Annotated in this window: 13 protein-coding genes; 1 reads left to right on the forward strand and 12 read right to left on the reverse strand. The window is 46.1% G+C overall.

Annotation, left to right across the window (positions count from 1 at the left end; all coding sequences use genetic code 11):
* Positions 1–3 precede the first annotated feature (3 nt).
* The 9 genes from mraY to LHL20_RS02495 form a co-directional block, all read right to left on the reverse strand.
* Positions 4–1,086, reverse strand: a complete 1,083-nt coding sequence (mraY, locus tag LHL20_RS02455; protein WP_202262249.1) for a phospho-N-acetylmuramoyl-pentapeptide-transferase — start codon at positions 1,084–1,086, stop codon at positions 4–6.
* Positions 1,080–2,489, reverse strand: a complete 1,410-nt coding sequence (locus tag LHL20_RS02460; RefSeq protein WP_226432123.1) for a UDP-N-acetylmuramoyl-tripeptide--D-alanyl-D-alanine ligase — start codon at positions 2,487–2,489, stop codon at positions 1,080–1,082. The genes mraY and LHL20_RS02460 overlap by 7 nt, the downstream gene beginning before the upstream one ends.
* On the reverse strand, positions 2,486–4,033 hold the full coding sequence (locus LHL20_RS02465) for a UDP-N-acetylmuramoyl-L-alanyl-D-glutamate--2,6-diaminopimelate ligase (protein WP_226432124.1): 1,548 nt from the start codon (positions 4,031–4,033) through the stop codon (positions 2,486–2,488). Before LHL20_RS02465 ends, LHL20_RS02460 begins: the two co-directional genes overlap by 4 nt.
* A complete protein-coding gene (locus LHL20_RS02470) occupies positions 4,023–5,837 on the reverse strand; it encodes a penicillin-binding transpeptidase domain-containing protein (RefSeq protein ID WP_226432125.1) in 1,815 nt (604 codons plus the stop codon). The genes LHL20_RS02465 and LHL20_RS02470 overlap by 11 nt, the downstream gene beginning before the upstream one ends.
* The gene (ftsL, locus tag LHL20_RS02475) at positions 5,834–6,169 is read right to left on the reverse strand and encodes a cell division protein FtsL (RefSeq protein ID WP_159626815.1); all 336 of its coding nucleotides are present in this window, start codon (positions 6,167–6,169) and stop codon (positions 5,834–5,836) included. Before ftsL ends, LHL20_RS02470 begins: the two co-directional genes overlap by 4 nt.
* Positions 6,166–7,107: a 16S rRNA (cytosine(1402)-N(4))-methyltransferase RsmH gene (rsmH, locus tag LHL20_RS02480; RefSeq protein ID WP_226432126.1), complete on the reverse strand. Its 942-nt coding sequence runs from the start codon at positions 7,105–7,107 to the stop codon at positions 6,166–6,168. Before rsmH ends, ftsL begins: the two co-directional genes overlap by 4 nt.
* Positions 7,104–7,562: a division/cell wall cluster transcriptional repressor MraZ gene (gene mraZ, locus LHL20_RS02485; protein ID WP_159626811.1), complete on the reverse strand. Its 459-nt coding sequence runs from the start codon at positions 7,560–7,562 to the stop codon at positions 7,104–7,106. Before mraZ ends, rsmH begins: the two co-directional genes overlap by 4 nt.
* A 400-nt stretch (positions 7,563–7,962) precedes the next feature.
* Positions 7,963–8,787, reverse strand: coding sequence for a putative porin (locus LHL20_RS02490; RefSeq protein WP_226432127.1), 825 nt, complete (start codon positions 8,785–8,787; stop codon positions 7,963–7,965).
* Positions 8,788–8,943: 156 nt separating this feature from the next.
* Positions 8,944–9,720 (reverse strand): SapC family protein, encoded by a 777-nt coding sequence (locus tag LHL20_RS02495; RefSeq protein WP_159626807.1) that lies wholly within the window; start codon positions 9,718–9,720, stop codon positions 8,944–8,946.
* Positions 9,721–10,176: 456 nt separating this feature from the next.
* Between LHL20_RS02495 and LHL20_RS02500 the strand changes: the two genes are divergently transcribed.
* Positions 10,177–11,391 (forward strand): dipeptidase, encoded by a 1,215-nt coding sequence (locus tag LHL20_RS02500; RefSeq protein ID WP_226432128.1) that lies wholly within the window; start codon positions 10,177–10,179, stop codon positions 11,389–11,391.
* A 36-nt stretch (positions 11,392–11,427) separates the two neighbouring features.
* On the opposite strand, the gene LHL20_RS02505 is transcribed toward LHL20_RS02500, so the two are convergent.
* The 3 genes from LHL20_RS02505 to LHL20_RS02515 are packed head-to-tail and all read right to left on the reverse strand — an operon-like array spanning position 11,428 to position 17,474.
* Positions 11,428–14,589, reverse strand: coding sequence for an efflux RND transporter permease subunit (locus tag LHL20_RS02505; protein ID WP_226432129.1), 3,162 nt, complete (start codon positions 14,587–14,589; stop codon positions 11,428–11,430).
* Positions 14,582–16,102, reverse strand: a complete 1,521-nt coding sequence (locus LHL20_RS02510; RefSeq protein WP_226432130.1) for an efflux RND transporter periplasmic adaptor subunit — start codon at positions 16,100–16,102, stop codon at positions 14,582–14,584. Before LHL20_RS02510 ends, LHL20_RS02505 begins: the two co-directional genes overlap by 8 nt.
* On the reverse strand, positions 16,092–17,474 hold the full coding sequence (locus LHL20_RS02515) for a TolC family protein (protein ID WP_226432131.1): 1,383 nt from the start codon (positions 17,472–17,474) through the stop codon (positions 16,092–16,094). The genes LHL20_RS02510 and LHL20_RS02515 overlap by 11 nt, the downstream gene beginning before the upstream one ends.
* Positions 17,475–17,562: the final 88 nt, after the last annotated feature.

Consider the following 17,562-nt stretch of genomic DNA (forward strand, 5'->3'; position numbering starts at 1 on the left):
ACCTTATCTCAGTTTCAACGTTGCTAGTCCAACTAGCACCAAAATGATGGATATGATCCAAAAACGCACGATTACCCGCGGTTCTGGCCATCCTTTTAACTCATAGTGATGATGAATAGGCGCCATTCTGAAAATACGCTGACCACGTAACTTATATGAGCCCACCTGCAAGATAACCGACAGTGTTTCCATTACGAAAACACCACCCATAATGATAAGTACCAGTTCTTGGCGCACCAACACTGCTAATACACCCAAAGTTCCCCCGAGCGCAAGTGAGCCTACATCGCCCATAAATACCTGAGCAGGGTATGTGTTAAACCACAGAAATCCTAGGCCAGCCCCCACCATTGCGGTACATACAATAACAAGCTCACTAGTAAGTGGAATGTGCGGAATATTAAGGTAAGCGGCGAAATTCGCATTCCCCGTAACATAAGCGAAAATAGCAAATGCGCCCGCTACTAAAATGGTAGGCACGATGGCTAACCCGTCTAATCCATCCGTCAGATTTACCGCGTTGCTTGTTCCTACAATGGCAAAGTAGGTAATGATGATAAAGAACGCCCCAAGTTGCGGGAAAACTTCCTTAAAAAACGGGACTAACAGTGAAGTCTCTGCGCTTAAGGTCGCGCTACTGTACAGGAAAAAAGCGACACCAAGTGCGACAACTGACTGCCAAAAATACTTCCAGCGAGCAATAAGGCCTTTCGAGTCTTTGCGGATGACTTTTCTGTAATCGTCTACGAATCCGATAATCCCATAAGCCACCACAACAAATAACGTAACAAGTACATAGCGATTAGTTAAGTCAGCCCACAACAGCCCGCTTACCACGATAGCCGCGAGTATTAGTAGCCCGCCCATGGTAGGCGTTCCCGATTTGGACAAATGGCTTTGAGGACCATCATCGCGCACGGTTTGACCTATCTGCATGGTTTGCAGATAGCGGATCATTTTGGGGCCTATCAAAATAGCAATCAGCAGCGCGGTCAACGTGCTTAAAATCGCGCGCAAAGTAAGGTATGAAAATACGTTAAACCCAGATTCAAATTGAGTCAGCCAATCGGCAAGCCAAATTAACATGCAATACGCTCCCGACGGCTATCAAGCTTTCCCAGCGTAGAGGCCTCGATCGCCTCTACCACGCGCTCCATTTTAGAGCTGCGTGAACCTTTAACTAAAATTGAAATATCGCGCTGGTGCACTAACAAATCACTCTCCATTGCGGCCAACAAACTCTCTACGTCGCTAAAATGCCCGCCATTTTCATCGAACACAGCGCTTGCTGACTGACTTAGTACTCCCATAGTGTAGAGGTAGTCGATACCTTTCTGTTTGGCGTACTCTCCTACTTGTTCGTGATAATAACGCGCCTTTTCGCCTAGCTCTTTCATATCGCCAAGCACCAACACTGTAATGCCTGAAAAGCTACTTAGTGTGTCAATTGCCGCGTTTACCGAAGCTACATTTGCATTGTAAGTATCATCGAGAAGTCGAACTTGCTCTGTGAGCTGTTTTACGTTTAGACGCCCACTGACTTGTTTCATTGCTAGCAGGCCATCGCGCACGTTTTCCAGCGTAGCGCCAACTTGAAGCGTAAGCGCTGCAGATAACAACGCATTACCCACATTGTGAATGCCAGGAATAGTAAGTTGAATAGCAATTTCACCTTGTGGGCACACAAGGTGAAATGACGCACAGCCATCTAGACCAATAGTGATATCTTCAGCATGAAAATCTGCCGGATTCTTCTGATCTGGGGCGAATGTAAGCGTCTTGGTGTGTTTTAGTTTACCCAACCAAAAGTCTGCGAACTGACTGTCTACATTGACAATGGCTACGCCATCGTCGCCAAGGCCTTTAAAAATTTCGCTTTTTGCTCGTGCCACGCCCAACAAGCTGCCAAAACCTTCTAAGTGCGAAGCTGCTGCATTTACAATGGTTGCGACATCAGGCTTAACTAAATTGGTGGTATAGGCGATTTCACCTAAATGATTGGCGCCAAGCTCCATAACCGCAAATTCGTGGTGAGGCTCTAAACGCAACAACGTCAGTGGAACCCCAATATCATTATTGAAATTGCCTTTTGTCGCCAGCACATTGCCGCGGCGCTCTAGAATTGAGGCGCACATTTCTTTTACCGTCGTTTTACCGCTACTACCCGTAACTGCTATAGTTTTTGGTGCAACCAGTGCCTTCACTGCTGCTCCTAGCATGCCTAAAGCCTGCTTGGTGTCTTCAACACGAATAACAGGTAGTATAGTATTCACCTCTTCGCTGGCAATCACAGCACTCGCGCCGGCGTTTTGTGCGTGCGATATAAAATCATGGCCATTAAAGTTAGGGCCTTTTAACGCTAAATATACCGCGCCGCTTTCTATCGTTCGCGTATCGGTGCTAATTGCAGATACTTCAATATCGTCAGACGCACCTAAAAGAGTTCCATTCACTTTCTCGGCTATCCATGACAGCGTAGTTGTTATCATTTGCTGTACTCCTGCTGCAGTCGCGCCACAACTGCACGTTCATTATAATTAGTCTTCTTGTCACCGATAATTTGGTAGTCTTCGTGGCCTTTACCAGCCACTATGATGATGTCGTTAACATCAGCATGTGACAGGCAATGACGAATGGCTTGCTCCCTATCCGGTATAGACACAGCCAAGTCACGATTGTTAATCCCGGCGATAATGTCAGCGGCAATAGCTTGCGGATCCTCACTTCTACTATTGTCAGTGGTTATCACTATTGCATCTGCGCCAGCCTCGGCAGCCTGCCCCATTAGCGGTCGCTTACCTTTATCTCTGTCTCCGCCACATCCAAATACACACCACACTTTGCCTTTCGTATGAAATTTGGCGCTCAGTAGCACTTTTTCTAATGCATCTGGGGTGTGCGCATAATCAACAACCATATTGGCGGCATTATTGACGGCAAATACTTCCATGCGTCCTGGTACAGGCGTAATGGCATTGACCGCGTTAACCACATCGTCAAATCGCTCACCTTCAGCGAGTAATGTACCTATTGCGCTCAACACATTACTGATGTTGAATTTACCGAATAGAGGCAAGGTTATCGCTGCGTTGCCCCATGACGTTACCAAATCAAAATCGCAACCTGACGAATGATAGGTGGCATTTGTGGCGAAACAATGGCGATGCTGAGGTTGTTTATGAGTATCGTTGATTTCACTATTTCCCTCATCAATCCCCGTCCATACCCGTGTTATTGCATCGTCGGCATGCGCATGCCATTTGGCACTTTCGGCATCATTGGCATTGAGTATTACCGCGTACAACCCGGGTTGTTGCAAAAGCAAACGCTTAGCTCTACCGTACTCGTCCATGGTGCCGTGATAATCAAGGTGATCACGCGTGAGGTTTGTAAACACCGCTATATCTGTTTTTACCGTACCTAAACGGCCCTGAACCAGTGCATGAGAGCTTGCTTCAAAGGCCGTGTGACGGACTTCACTTTGCACAAACTCTGCCAACAAGTACTGCATACGTATGGCATCTGGCGTTGTATTCGCCGCTGGTGTCGATTTCCATTGCGTTTCACTGCCTTCAAACACACTACTGCCAAGCGTTCCAATACTGGCGCTCCGTGTTCCAAGCGCATCCTTTAACTGTGTAAGCAATTGAACTGTAGAGGTTTTTCCGTTTGTCCCGGTTACCGCTACGGTCGTCATTTTTTGTGCAGGATAATCGTAAAAGGCCGCAGCGAGGGCAGAGAGCATTTGAGGTAGTTCGTGCAAATAGATAATGACGCTATGGTCACGCATTTCCATTTGTCCGTGGGCACTACTGTCTTCAGTTTGCGCCAATATTACACGGGCCCCTAAACTTATTGCTTGCGGAATGAAATCACGGCCGTCTAGTTCGTGCCCTTTTATGGCGATAAACGCTAAGCGCGTATTCACTTCTCGGCTATCGAGCGTTAGCCCTTCAATGCGAATATCAGGTGCGTCGATACCAAATTTCGCGAGTAATGCACGTGTACTTTGAATAAAGGCACTAACTACCACTTTGACCTCCTTTCAATAGGCTACTTGAGGTGACTTGCTTGTCATCGGGCGCTATATTAAGCATATGCAGTGCGCCCCCCATAATGGATGAGAACACAGGTGCAGCGGTATCTCCTGCATGATACAAGTCGCCACCAGGTTCATTGATCAGAACTATGGTTACTAGGCGTGGATCAGAAACGGGGGCAATACCGGCAAAGATATTGACGTACTCTTCACCATAGCCACCTGCAACCGCTTTCCTACTCGTACCTGTTTTACCTGCCACTCGGTAGCCTGGAACCGCCGCTTTGGTTGCGGTACCGCCTCGTTGCGTAACACTTTCCATCATTTGCACAATCGCTTTGGCGTTTTCTTCGCTTATCACGCGCTCAGCTTGCGCCTGCCATGACGGTTGCTTAGGTGATTTAATGATATTGAGCGGTGTTTTAATACCACCGTTGGCTAACGTGGCATAAAGTCTACCCAGCTGTGCCGTGGTCACCGATATGCCATAGCCAAAAGACAAGGTTGCAAGCTCAAATTCGGACCAGCGACTGCGCTCGTGGAAAATACCACTACTCTCGCCGGCCATGTTAAGTCCGGTGTCGCTCATCAGTCCCATGTTGTAATAGGTATCAAGTAGAAATTGCTTTGGCACAGATAGCGCCAATTTTGATGTTCCCATGTTGGATGAATGCTGAATAATTTCTTCTAGCGTCAACTCACCATAGTTGCGGGTATCTTTTACTAGGCTACCGCCTAAGCGCATCCAACCAGGATAGGTATCGACAGTGTCTTCAGGTTCAACTTCACCGAACTCCAATGCAGTTAATACTGCAAGAGGTTTGAGTGACGAACCCGGCTCAAAGGCATCGGTTATCACGCGATTACGCATGCGATGGGGCGAAATATCACTTCTGTCATTAGGATTAAACGATGGTGCATTCACCATAGCCAATACATCGCCAGTTTTAACATCAATCACAATGGCTGACGCCGAGCTTGATTGATAGTAAATCATCGCTTCTTTAATTTCTTTATACGCAAGCGCCTGAATACGCTGATCGATAGATAGCTGAAGGTCACCTGCTTTTTCGCCAGATTTCATTTCTAGAATTTCGACTTGGCGTCCCTTAGCATCACGACGAATTTTACGAGAGCCTGGCGTGCCCGTTAGCCACTCGTTATACATGCGCTCAAGCCCCTCAACGCCAGTATCATCAACATCGGTCACTCCGATTAGCTGCGCTGACACTTCCCCCGTGGGGTAATAGCGGCGGCTCTCTCTGCGAAGATAAATACCAGGAATATCGAGCTTATCAACATACTCGGCCATTGCGGGCGACACTTGTCGTTGCAAGTACACAAAGCGGCGCTTGGGATTAGCCACTTTTTCTTTTAATTCGTTAACGTCTTGACGCAGCACATCTGCAAGCGCTTCCCAGCGGCGTTGCTCACTAAATCCGTTGTTGTCGTGAATAATTTTCGGGTCGGCATAAATAGCGCGTACTGGTACGCTTACCGCTAACTCTACGCCGTTTCTGTCGGTAATAAGTCCGCGGTAAGTGGGCATATTTCGGGTACGTAGCGTACGACTATCGCCTTGCTGAATAAGCTTATCGGGTTCGATAACTTGGATGTAAGCAGCGCGTGAGGCAAGCACACCAAACACGGCAATAATGACCACCAATACCACAATAAAACGCCAGTGCACTAAGCTAGGTGTGACATTTTGTTTAGCGCCAGATTGCTTAGTGCGATTACCGCTGCGGTTTGATGCGCGAGGCTTATTAAGCGACTGTGCCGATTCAGTTAAACTCATTTCAACCTCACTACAACTTCATCGTCAGCAGTCGGGCGATACATTTCTAGCTGCTTTTCAACCAAGGTTTCAATGCGATTATGTTCGGTGAGCGCACGCTGCTCTAACACAAGATTACGCCACTCTACATCTAGCTCGTCTTTCTCTTGCATCAAGTCTTCCAGTGCGATCACTTGCTGTCGATTGTGATGACTACTTAAGATCACCGCCATGCCACTTACAATAACCATTAAATACAACAAAACCCGCAACTTGTTGCGGGTCAAATCTGAAACAATAATCAGCAGTAAGCTAAAGTTCGTGCTGGATTTATCAGCGCGCTGCTTGGTCATAGTTTTTCTGCCACCCGCAATACGGAACTGCGAGAGCGAACGTTGTTCGCAATCTCCTGCTCTGATGGTTTGATTGCTTTGCCCAGCGCTTTTAACACTTTATCGGCGTCAATTTCGGCCTGCGTGATTGGTAAATTATGCGGTACAGCTTTGCCTTTGCTTTGCTCTTTAATGAAACGTTTTACTAAACGATCTTCAAGGGAATGAAACGAGATCACGGCCAAACGGCCTTCTTTCGCTAGAACCTGAGTTGCCGCCTTTAGACCCACACGCAACTGCTCAAGCTCTGCATTAATGTATATACGGATGCCTTGAAATGCACGCGTAGCAGGGTGCTTAAATTTATCTTTTACGGGTACAGCTTCATCAATAATTTTCGCTAGCTGTGCGGTACGTGTGATGGGCGTTTCTTCTCGCGTATTTACAATAGCATGAGCGATACGCTTACCAAATTTCTCTTCCCCGAACTCTTTGATCACTTGCGCGATGTCTTGTTCTTCGGCACTTGCCAACCACTGCGCAGCGCTCTGTCCTTTAGAGGTATCCATGCGCATGTCCAAAGGTCCATCTCGAAGAAAACTAAAGCCTCGCTCTGCATCATCTAATTGTGGTGACGACACGCCTAAATCCATCAACACACCATCGATTTTGCCTGTCAGGCCCAAAGCTTCAATCTCTTCTGCCATATCACCAAAAGGCGAATGGATAATGCGAAAGCGTGCGTCGTCAGCAAAACGCTCAGCGGCTTTTATTGCCTGAGGATCGCGGTCGAACGCAATGAGTTGACCATTTTCACCAAGTGAAGCAAGGATGTGCGCTGAATGACCACCGCGTCCAAATGTAGCGTCTACGTAAATGCCATCAGGTTTAATCGCCAAAGCGTCAATACATTCGTCAAGCAGTACTGAAATATGTTTAAATTCGCTTGGCTGTGTCATAGAGAGAAGTCCTGTAATCGTTCGGTAAGTTCAAATTCGCCCTTGCGTTCGGTGTCGATATCAACCTCGATTTGTTGTGCCCATACCTCGGCATCCCAAATCTCAAATTTGTTTAACTGACCAACCAACATGACTTCTTTTGATAGTTTCGCGTGTGCGCGCAGTGGAGTAGGAATAAGAATACGTCCGCTTTTATCCATTTCACCTTCTGATGCATGACCAAGTAGCAAGCGCTGCATTCTGCGCTCCGCTGGGATCATGCTTGAAAGCTTAATGAGCTTAAGTTCAATCTCTTCCCATTCGGGAAGTGGGTAAAGTAGCAAACAACTTTGTTGTGTATCGACTGTGCAGACTAGTTGTCCCTGACAATCATCCAGCAGCGACTGACGATACTTCGTCGGTATAGCCAGTCTGCCTTTTGTATCCAGATTGATTGCGTTAGCGCCGCGGAACATTCCCCTAGCCTTTTATTATTTGCTCTTGGTTTTCTTATTATTTGAGTACTAATCTGCAAAGTGATGATGATTTGATCCACAATTCGCCACATTTACCCACTGAGATACAGTTTAGGTATCAATGATCCCCACTGTCAAGTAGAAAAGTGCCGTGTAAGCCGCGTATTTACTGGCTTTATACTGTTTGGATAAACAGTAGTTTTAGGAAGTCTATGATTAGGCGTGTAAAAAAAATCACTATTGGGACTAGAAAGCTGGATGCGTTAGAAATTAATCGACGAATGACGGTAAAAAAGTCGCAAAAAAAGTTGCTTAGCGGGCTGACAAAGAATTAAGTCTTGTGGAAAAAGAAAAGGAGCACGTTAACCATGCTCCTTGATAGAGGAATCGAGTTACAGGCCTAGAAACGATACGAAGCACTGAGTAAGGCAACGTCTGCGGTTACATCGCTGTCTATATCGGTTTCATAACTGGCCTTAACTGAGAATTGTTCATTGAACCAGTAATCAACTTCAACGCTTGCGGTTTGAATGTCATCGAAACCACTTGGTGCGTTTACATAACTATAAGCCCCGCCAACACTTAACTGAGGACTAAAGAAATAGCGCGCGCTGGTTTCTATTACGTCGGCATCACCTGCCACATACTGCGCCATTAAATCCCAGCCGGTGCCAGATTTGCCAACGGTGGTGTAACGAGTAAAGGCCAGTGCAGCGGTGTCGCTTTCACTGTCGTCAACAATTACATCGTCAAAGCGACCTTCAATACTTGAGTGCGTGTAATTTAACCCTGCACCAATTTGCCATTCCCGCGTGAGGTTAAAGCCTACGCGGAAATCAATATTGGTATTGTCGTTATCTACCGAGCCAATGTCGTTTCTGCTATGCGTACCACTGATATCAATCATCCACTCTTTGTTTAAGTAGTAAGTCGAGCCCAAAGAGAAAAAATCGATTCCGTCAACGTTGGCATAACTACCCGATACGCTTGAAACGCGTTGTAAGTAAGGGTTAATCAAATAAGCGCCAGAATTTCCTTTTACTGTATCTAGGTATCGCGTGTACGACGCGCCATACAGGTTGTCGTCAACACCTTCAAAATCGGCTGCGAAAATTTGTACTTCATTTTGCGTAGCAGCGAAAGACGTTGAAGCACTGAAAATGGAAGCAGCAGCAATAGAAAGTGCAGTAAGCGCCGTCTTAAATGAGTTTGTTTTGATATCCATGTCTTGTCCTAAAAAGTAGTGTGTTGGAAACAGGAACAAAGATAAACAATTAAAACTTAACGAATTCTGAATGGAAAATGACGAAATCTGAACAGAAGTAGCAGATACAAAAAACCCGCTTTTACGCGGGTTTTTCTATTCAATTTTGCGAGCAATTTACGCGCTTGGCGCTTCTTCGCCAGTAGCTTGTTGAGCTTGTGCATTCACTGCAGAAAGCTGCATGCTGCGAATTGGGTTTTCTGTGTCATTTGACAACTCAACCAAACGGTTCAGTTGGCCAATTGACATCATTACCGCATAAAGTGCACCAAGGAAACCGGCTTTATGTAGCTCTAGTACTTGGTCGTCAGGCAGTTCAAGCAACTTCTTCTCGTTGATGCTCATCATGCCTGTTACATTGCGCTGCTTGCCGTCTTGGTAAGTTAGACGAATTTGAATTGGATCAAGTAGGTCCAGCTCAACCACTTTGTCAACAAAACGCTGAGTCAGCATTTCACTGTTTGCAAGGTCTGACAAGAATTTCTGACGATTTGCCAAGAATTCAGACGCTTCACCTTCGGCGGTAAATAGTGGCTGACCTTCATCAGACGCTAGCTCTGTGTTTTCGTCAATGAATACACCAAGCTTGTCGCCGTCAGGGCGAACATCAAACGGATAGCGAAGGATGTTCATTGGTACGTGTGGACCTTTCCAGTTGTCACCTGTTAGGAACAAGTTTTGACCTTGCTCTAAACCAAGCATGGTCACAACGTGGTGACGCTTCGCTTTGGTGTCTTCAATAAACACCAATGGCATTGTAGATGCCAATTGAGCGAATTCACGAATTGATGCTGCCGCAAGGTGAGTACCCTTAGCGAAGCTGAAAGAAGACGTTACCGCAATTTTTAGGTCTTTATGCTTTTCTTTATCTAGCGGTACAAAATTCATAGCCATATTTATTTCTCATACTTGTTTGCTGTGGTCCCGGCTAATAATGAAAAGAGGGCGGGTACCACTTAAAATTACGTTGGCCCCACAGAGTCGAGTCTGTCATCGATTCATTCATATCGATATTGGGCGGAGCGCTCAGGAGTATTACGCATTAACGCAATGAAGTCACGCAGTCTTCACCATAACAAGTTTTAAATTTTTATTGCAATGTAAAATTTAGGTGAATGAGCACAAGTGCTGCAAAAATAGACAAACTTACCTAAAGGAGACCAAATTCACTTAAAAGGGACCAAACTTACTCGCGAGAGACAGAGTACAGTACTCTTACTCGCTACAGTGTCATAACCCGCGCCTACCCCATTGTGGCGTTTGTGATTATGATTTACTCTTTCGACTGTCCTTCACATGACACATGCGATGAAAATCTGCAAAGCAATCGATAAAACAAGGAATTTAACTATGAAGGGGCGCTTCCCACTTTCTACGTGTGCTTTAGCCATCACGGCATTGTTCAGCACATTTACGCTTTCTGAAGAAACCAAAACGTATTCAGCCTCACAACAAGCAAAAAACATTGCTAAAGAAACGATAATTGTTGATGGACATATTGATGTTCCCTATCGCGTCAAAGAGAAATGGGTTGATGTAACCAAAGCGACTGAGGGTGGTGACTTCGATTATCCTCGTGCAGTTGAAGGCGGACTAAACGCCCCCTTTATGAGCATATACGTACCGGCGAGCTTAGATAATTCACCTGAATCAACACAACTTGCCCATGAACTCATCGACTCTGTTGAAGCCATTGTTGCCCGTGCACCTGATAAATTCGCGATAGCGAAAAGCCCATCACAGGTGAAAATGCAATTTGAAAAAGGGCTGATTTCTCTGCCTATGGGTATGGAAAATGGATCTCCTATTCAAGGCGACCTGGCAAACCTAAACGACTTTTATGAGCGTGGTATTCGTTATATTACCCTTGCCCATAGCCAAGCTAACCATATCTCCGACTCGTCGTATGATCTGCGCCGCAAGTGGAAAGGTTTAAGTCCCTTTGGTAAAACCCTCGTCACAGAGATGAATAACATTGGAATCATGTTGGATATCTCTCACGTTTCTGACGATGCTTTTTATCAAGTGATTGAGATAACGAAGACCCCCGTTATTGCCTCTCACTCATCATTGCGACGCTTTACACCAGGCTTTGAGCGCAACATGGATGATGACATGATTAAAGCGCTTGGCAAAAACGGTGGTGTAATCATGATCAACTTTGGCTCGAGTTTTGTGACAAAAGCTGCCGGTCAATGGCGCACTGGGCTAACGAATGCGCGCAAAGCGCTGATTGAAAAAGAGGGTGAAGACAGCCCTAAACTCGCAACTTTTGATGAAGACTACCGCAAGAAAGTGCCCTACCCATATTCAACGCTAGATGAAGTACTCGACCACATAGATCATGTGGTGAAACTCGTAGGCGTTGACCATGTAGGTATAGGCTCTGACTACGATGGTGTAGGCGACTCACTGCCTATCGGTCTTAAGGATGTGGCAAGTTTTCCAAATCTTGTTCAAGGATTGCTTGATAGAGGTTATGAGCGCCAAGATATTGAAAAAATACTCAGCGGTAATCTATTACGCGTGTGGCAGCAGGTAGAAGACTACGCTGCTGCTCACTAATTAAAATGCTGATATGACGTTACGCCCGTTGGCGTACTAGTCTCGCTGGCGTACTAATAAATAGTACGCCGCGGGCAAAACCAACAACGTTAACACTAACGCACTGAGCATTCCCCCCACCATGGGCGCTGCAATGCGTTGCATGACCTCACTTCCCGTACCCGTTGCGTATAACACGGGTAACAAACCAATAATGATGGAAAACGATGTCATTAATACAGGGCGCAAACGCATGGTAGCAGCGTGAACAATAGCCGCTTGTATTCGCGAATTCATTGAAACACCCACATCACCTTCATCAGCACGAGAGACTTCTGTTACGTGCTGATTAAGATAAACCAACATGATCACGCCTATTTCAACAGCAACCCCTGCCAACGCGATAAAACCAACTCCCACCGCCACAGACAAATTGAAATTCAAGCCATAGAGTAGCCAAATACTGCCTACCAACGCTAACGGTAACGTCGCTAAAATCAACAATACGTCTTTTAGGCGATTAAACGCCATGTAAAGTAATAGACAAATAATCGCTAGTGTTATTGGGATTACGACAGAAAGCTTGGCTTTAGCTCGCGCCAAGTATTCAAACTGACCCGCCCACGACAGAGAATAACCTGCAGGTAGAACGAGGTTGTCGTTCAAATAGGCTTTAGCACGCTCAACATAACCACCTAAATCACTGTCGTCTATGTCGATAAATATCCAACCATTTAATCGCGCATTTTCACTCTTTATTCCCGCAGGTCCTTTGGTAACTTCAATTGTTGCCACGCTTCCTAAGGTAGTATGAACACTGCTTGGTGTCACAAAAGGTAATGCCGCCAACGCTTCAGGGGTATCGCGATAGTGTTGAGGAAAACGCATGCTCACTGGATAGCGTTCGCGTCCTTCAACCGACCGTGTAATAGCACGTCCGCCAATAGTATTACCAATAATATTGTGCACATCGTCGATACTCATCCCATACATTGCGGCCTTATCGCGATGCACTTGCACATCAATATAGCGCCCGCCCACTACTCGTTCTGCGTAAACCGAAGCGGTGTGCTCAACATTAGGTAATAGTTGCTCTATTTGTTGCCCTATTTCTTCGATTACATCCAGTTTAGGCCCAGCCACCTTTATGCCAACTGGGGTTTTTATCCCTGTCGCCAACATATCAATTCGAGTTTTAATTGGCATAACCCACGCATTCGTTAGGCCCGGAAACTGTACAAGTGCATTGAGTTCATCCTTCAGCTTTTGTGTGGTCATACCGTCCCGCCATTGTGATTTTGGCTTAAGCTGAATGAACGTTTCAATCATAGTAAGCGGTGCAGGGTCTGTGGCCGTATCCGCTCGCCCTACTTTACCAAATACACTTTTAACCTCTGGCAAGGTAGCAATCAGCTTATCCGTTTGTTGAAGCAGCTCACGTGCTTTGCCGATGGATACACCAGGATAAGTCGTGGGCATATACATTAAGTCACCTTCGTCGAGTTCGGGCATAAATTCGCTGCCCAGATGACTTAATGGCCACAGGGATGAAAGTAAAACCAGCACCGCCCCCACGAGTGCACTGCGCGGGAAGCGCAAAACTAGGTTAAGCGCAGGCTTATACATCCCCACCAACAATCGATTAATAGGGTTTTGTTGCTCTGACTTAATAGTGCCTCGCACAAAATAGCCAGCTAATACTGGCACGAGTGTGATTGCGAGTGCAGCCGCCGCTGCCATGGCATAGGTTTTAGTATATGCCAACGGTGAAAAGAGCCTCCCCTCCTGCGCCTCTAGTGCAAAAACGGGTACGAAGGACACCGTGATAATAAGCAGTGAAAAGAATAACGCAGGCCCCACTTCTGACGTTGATTGTATGACTATTTTCCAGCGCTGTTGTGCAGAAAGCGAACCTGATTTTGTCCCTTTTGCTTCTTCATAAGACACATATTGATGCAAGTGCTTATGTAAATTCTCGACTACAACTATCGCCCCATCAACCATGGCACCGATGGCAATAGCAATACCGCCAAGGGACATAATATTAGCGTTGAGCCCTTGTAATTTCATGATAATGAACGCACTAAGTATCCCAATAGGGAGACTTATCATCGCCACCAACGAAGAGCGAACATGAAACAAAAAGACTAGGCACACTAACCCAACAACAATTAATTCTTCTATTAGTTTGTCAAAGAGTGTGTCTACCGCATTATCAATAAGCGTTGAGCGGTCGTAAACCGGCACAAGCGTTACACCTTCAGGCAAACTCGCCGATAAACTTGCCAGTTTCGCTTTAACTGCGTCGATTGTGGCTTTTGCATTCTCTGAGTAGCGCATCACAATGATGCCGCCCACAGCCTCTCCTTCACCATTGAGTTCTGCAATGCCACGACGCATCAATGGAGCTTCAACCACATTAGCCACGTCGCCAATATTAATACTCACTCCATTTTCAAACACCCCTGTTGGAATGGCTTCTATATCACTTATTTGTCCGATATAGTTTTGCGCGGTGACCATGTACTCAGCCTCGGCCATTTCTATAACCGATGCTCCCGTTGCACGGTTTCCCCGTTTAAGAGCTTGCTCGATTGCTGAAGGCATAATGTTAAAAGCGCGCAGTTTTTCAGGACTCACAATAACCTGATACTGCTTCACCATACCGCCAACCGTTGCCACTTCAGAGACCCCTTCTACCGACTGTAACTCATACTTCAAAAACCAATCTTGCAGCGAGCGAAGCTCTCCTAAATCAAGTGGAGTTTTGGCATTGGCTTCATTTTGAAGGGCGTAGATATAGACCCAACCCACCCCAGTAGCGTCTGGACCAAGTTGTGGAGTAACGCCTTCAGGCAAAGTCGGGGCGGCCTGACTAAGGTATTCGAGCACGCGACTTCTCGCCCAGTACATGTCGGTGTCATCATCAAAGATGACGTAAATATAAGCATCACCGAAGAACGAATAACCACGCACAGTCGTTGCGCCCGGCACCGACATTAATGCTGATGTTAAAGGGAACGTTACCTGATCTTCTACCACCTGAGGAGACTGCCCCGGATAACTGACTTTGACAATTACCTGAACGTCCGAAAGATCAGGTATTGCATCAACTGGCGTTTGCTTGACCGCCCATACGCCAGCAATACTCAACATTACTGCGCATAACAACACCATGACTCGGTTGGTGACTGACCATCTAATGACTGATTCAATCATGGTTCATTTCCGCATGGTGTTGATGAACAGATGTATTGGCGTCTTCTAAAGGACGCATATCAATGACAACAAATTCTTCACCCGTTACAAAGGTAAAGGTGACTTTCATTCCTTCACTGAATGAAGTTGGGTCAATATGCGGTGATAGCGCAAAGGACATAGTGGCAGGCCCTCTACCCCATTTTTCAATGGGTCCTCGTGCTATAGTCATAAACGATACTGACTCATCATTTACGACAATTTCTTCTATTTCTCCTGTTGTCGTCGCTTGATGTTCTGGCGCTTGCATACGCATAAAGTCACTGTCTTTTGATGATTCTGCATCAATTAAAAACTGTGCAGAAATCACTACATTATCTCCAGGCAATAACCCTTCCGTCACGGTGTAAAATTGCGAGTCGTGCTGGCCTAGCTTAACGGCGATAGATTTGAATTGGCCGTTATCATCAGCAACGACAACTCTTGTATTCGCGGCGGTTCGAATTACTGCACTTTTAGGCACCAATAGTCCAACGTGTTCATGTTGAGGTTTCACCAACACAGTCGCGAACATATTTGGCTTCAACCTAGAATCGGGGTTTGATAGTGCGATGCGCACCTTCAATGTGCGGGTTACTGCTGACAGCGACGGGTAAATATAGTCTACTTCGCCGTAATAGGTTTGCCCCGGCAAATAATCTAAATTGACCTCTGCGCTATCGCCTATACTCACTTGGTTTGCATACATTTCAGGTATATCCGCTAGCACCCACACACTTTCCAGCTTTGCGATACTCATCATGGTGGTGCCAGGCTGAACAAAGAAACCTTCCCGAATAGCCAATGCCTCTACTACACCGCTTTGGGGTGCGTTAAAGGTAACCGATTGCGATATTTTTTGCGTTTTTTTAAGCTTTTCAATGAAAGAGCGATTCAAGGCCAACGCGCTAAGGCGTTGCTCTGCGCCTTCTATTAACCTTCGATCGTTGCGTTTAAGTGCAAGCACATACTCCTCTTGTGCGTTCACGAGTTCAGGAGAATACAAGGTATATAAAGGCTGACCTGCTTTTACGACATCGCCCTGTGACTTGATGTGTAGGGTGTCTATCCAGCCTTCAACTCGTGGGTGAATGTGTGTTATTTCATCTTCATCGTATACCACAGTCCCCACTGAAGTCACACTTGAATCGAGTTGCCCAACCTCTACTGGCGCAGTTTTCACCCCCATATTTTGCTGTACTTGAGGCGATATCATAACAACACCTGGCGAACGCTCAGTAGCGCTGTCAGTGTTAGCGTCTGCGTATACAGGGACCAGATCCATTCCCATCGGTGATTTGCCGGGCTTATCTCTGCGGTAACTGTCATCCATTGGCGCAACCCAATACAAAGGCGCATCACTATCGTTAGCCGCTTCGCCTTCACTACTATGTTCATCCATAGGTTTTAGAAAAGTAAACCAGATGCTACCGCTTAGAACTGCACCTATTAATATGCCTAAAAACAACGCGCGAACGGTTGATTTAGTATTCATGATTTAACTCCGTAGCGTTATGATTTGAGGCTTCCAATGAAGGCGCGTATAAATAAATCAAAGACGCCAGCGTTTTGGCCTCTTCAACATGAATGGCAAGTAATGAATCTTGAACTTGAATTTGGCGAAGGTGAGCTTGAACCACTTCGCTGAAGTTGGCGGTATCTGCGGTATAAGCAGAGAGCAAAGTCTGCGCAAGCCCTTCGACTTCATTGGTTAGCCCATTTTCATAAAGTGCTTTGCGCTGAGACAAAGAAGCCAAGCGCACTTTAAGCATTTGCGCTTGTGACGCTAATTGATTCACTTTCAAACGAAAGTCAGTCTTTAGAGCATTGACTCTAGAGACAGCCGCGGCAACATCGGCGTCTTGTTTTGGTCTAGTAAAGTAAGGCAAATCTACCTGCACCCCAAGAGAAACGAAATCCGCGCGACTTGCGCCGTTTTGGGCATCTTGACGATAGCCATAACTCGCATCAACACTCCATTGTGGTTTTGTTTGCTCCCGCGCAATGTCAACTTGCTTGGCTTGCGCATCACTTTGCAGCTGCAACCCTCTTGCTTCGGGGTGCTGTTGCAGTAATGAAAAGGGTTCACTGTCACTGACAACACGATACAAGTCGCTCAAGTCAAGCGTATAGCCATACAACAATGCACCTAAAGCCAGATTATCCGGCGTCATATCCGAGGATAAAGGTGCGCCGTAGAATTCCGATAACGCAGCACGGGCCTCAAGCATTGCCTGATGCGCCTTAGTATATTTGTCTTCAAGCGTTAGCTGTGCCAGTCGAACCTGCAAAATATCGCTTTGCTGCGATTTACCTAACCCTTGACTATAGCGAGACTCGGTAACGTCCATTAGTTGCTTGAGTAACTGATCTTCTTGCTTAAGTAACGCGAGCCGTTCATTAGCGTAGTACCAATCCAACCATATCAGTGAAACCGTTTTTTTCAGTGATGCCAGTCGTGCGGCACTCTGCGTGTCTACTTGCCGAGTCATTACTGCGAGTTTTTGATAGTTGAGTGCATTAACATCGCCTCGAGGCAACTGCTGTTTTATACCCACTTTGAATTGTGTCATTGGCTCTTGGTCAAGCGAAAAACCGTCTGTAGGCAGGTTTTGTATAGAGGTTGAAAGCTGCGGATTAGCCCAATACGCCGATGCGTATTGTTCACTTTTAAGGGCTTGTTGCCTGTAAGTATTGCCTTTAAGGTTAGGATCTTCAGAAATAGCAAGCTGCTGTGCTTGCTCTAGCGACAAAGCCGCTGCCAACACGCTTGAAGACTGCGAAACGAAAGTCGCGGTCAGCACAGCGACAAGCACGCCCTTCAAGCGTAACGCTTTGCTCAAATGCATTGAATTGGTATACATCATAATGTCATCACTATTGTTCAAAAAAGCCGTAGTGGTTAAAACGACTTGCGTTTTTAAATGTGATTGTTAGAAGGTAAGTAGAAAGAGC

The organism is Alteromonas sp. McT4-15, from assembly GCF_020515205.1.
In the GTDB taxonomy this organism is placed as follows: domain Bacteria; phylum Pseudomonadota; class Gammaproteobacteria; order Enterobacterales; family Alteromonadaceae; genus Alteromonas.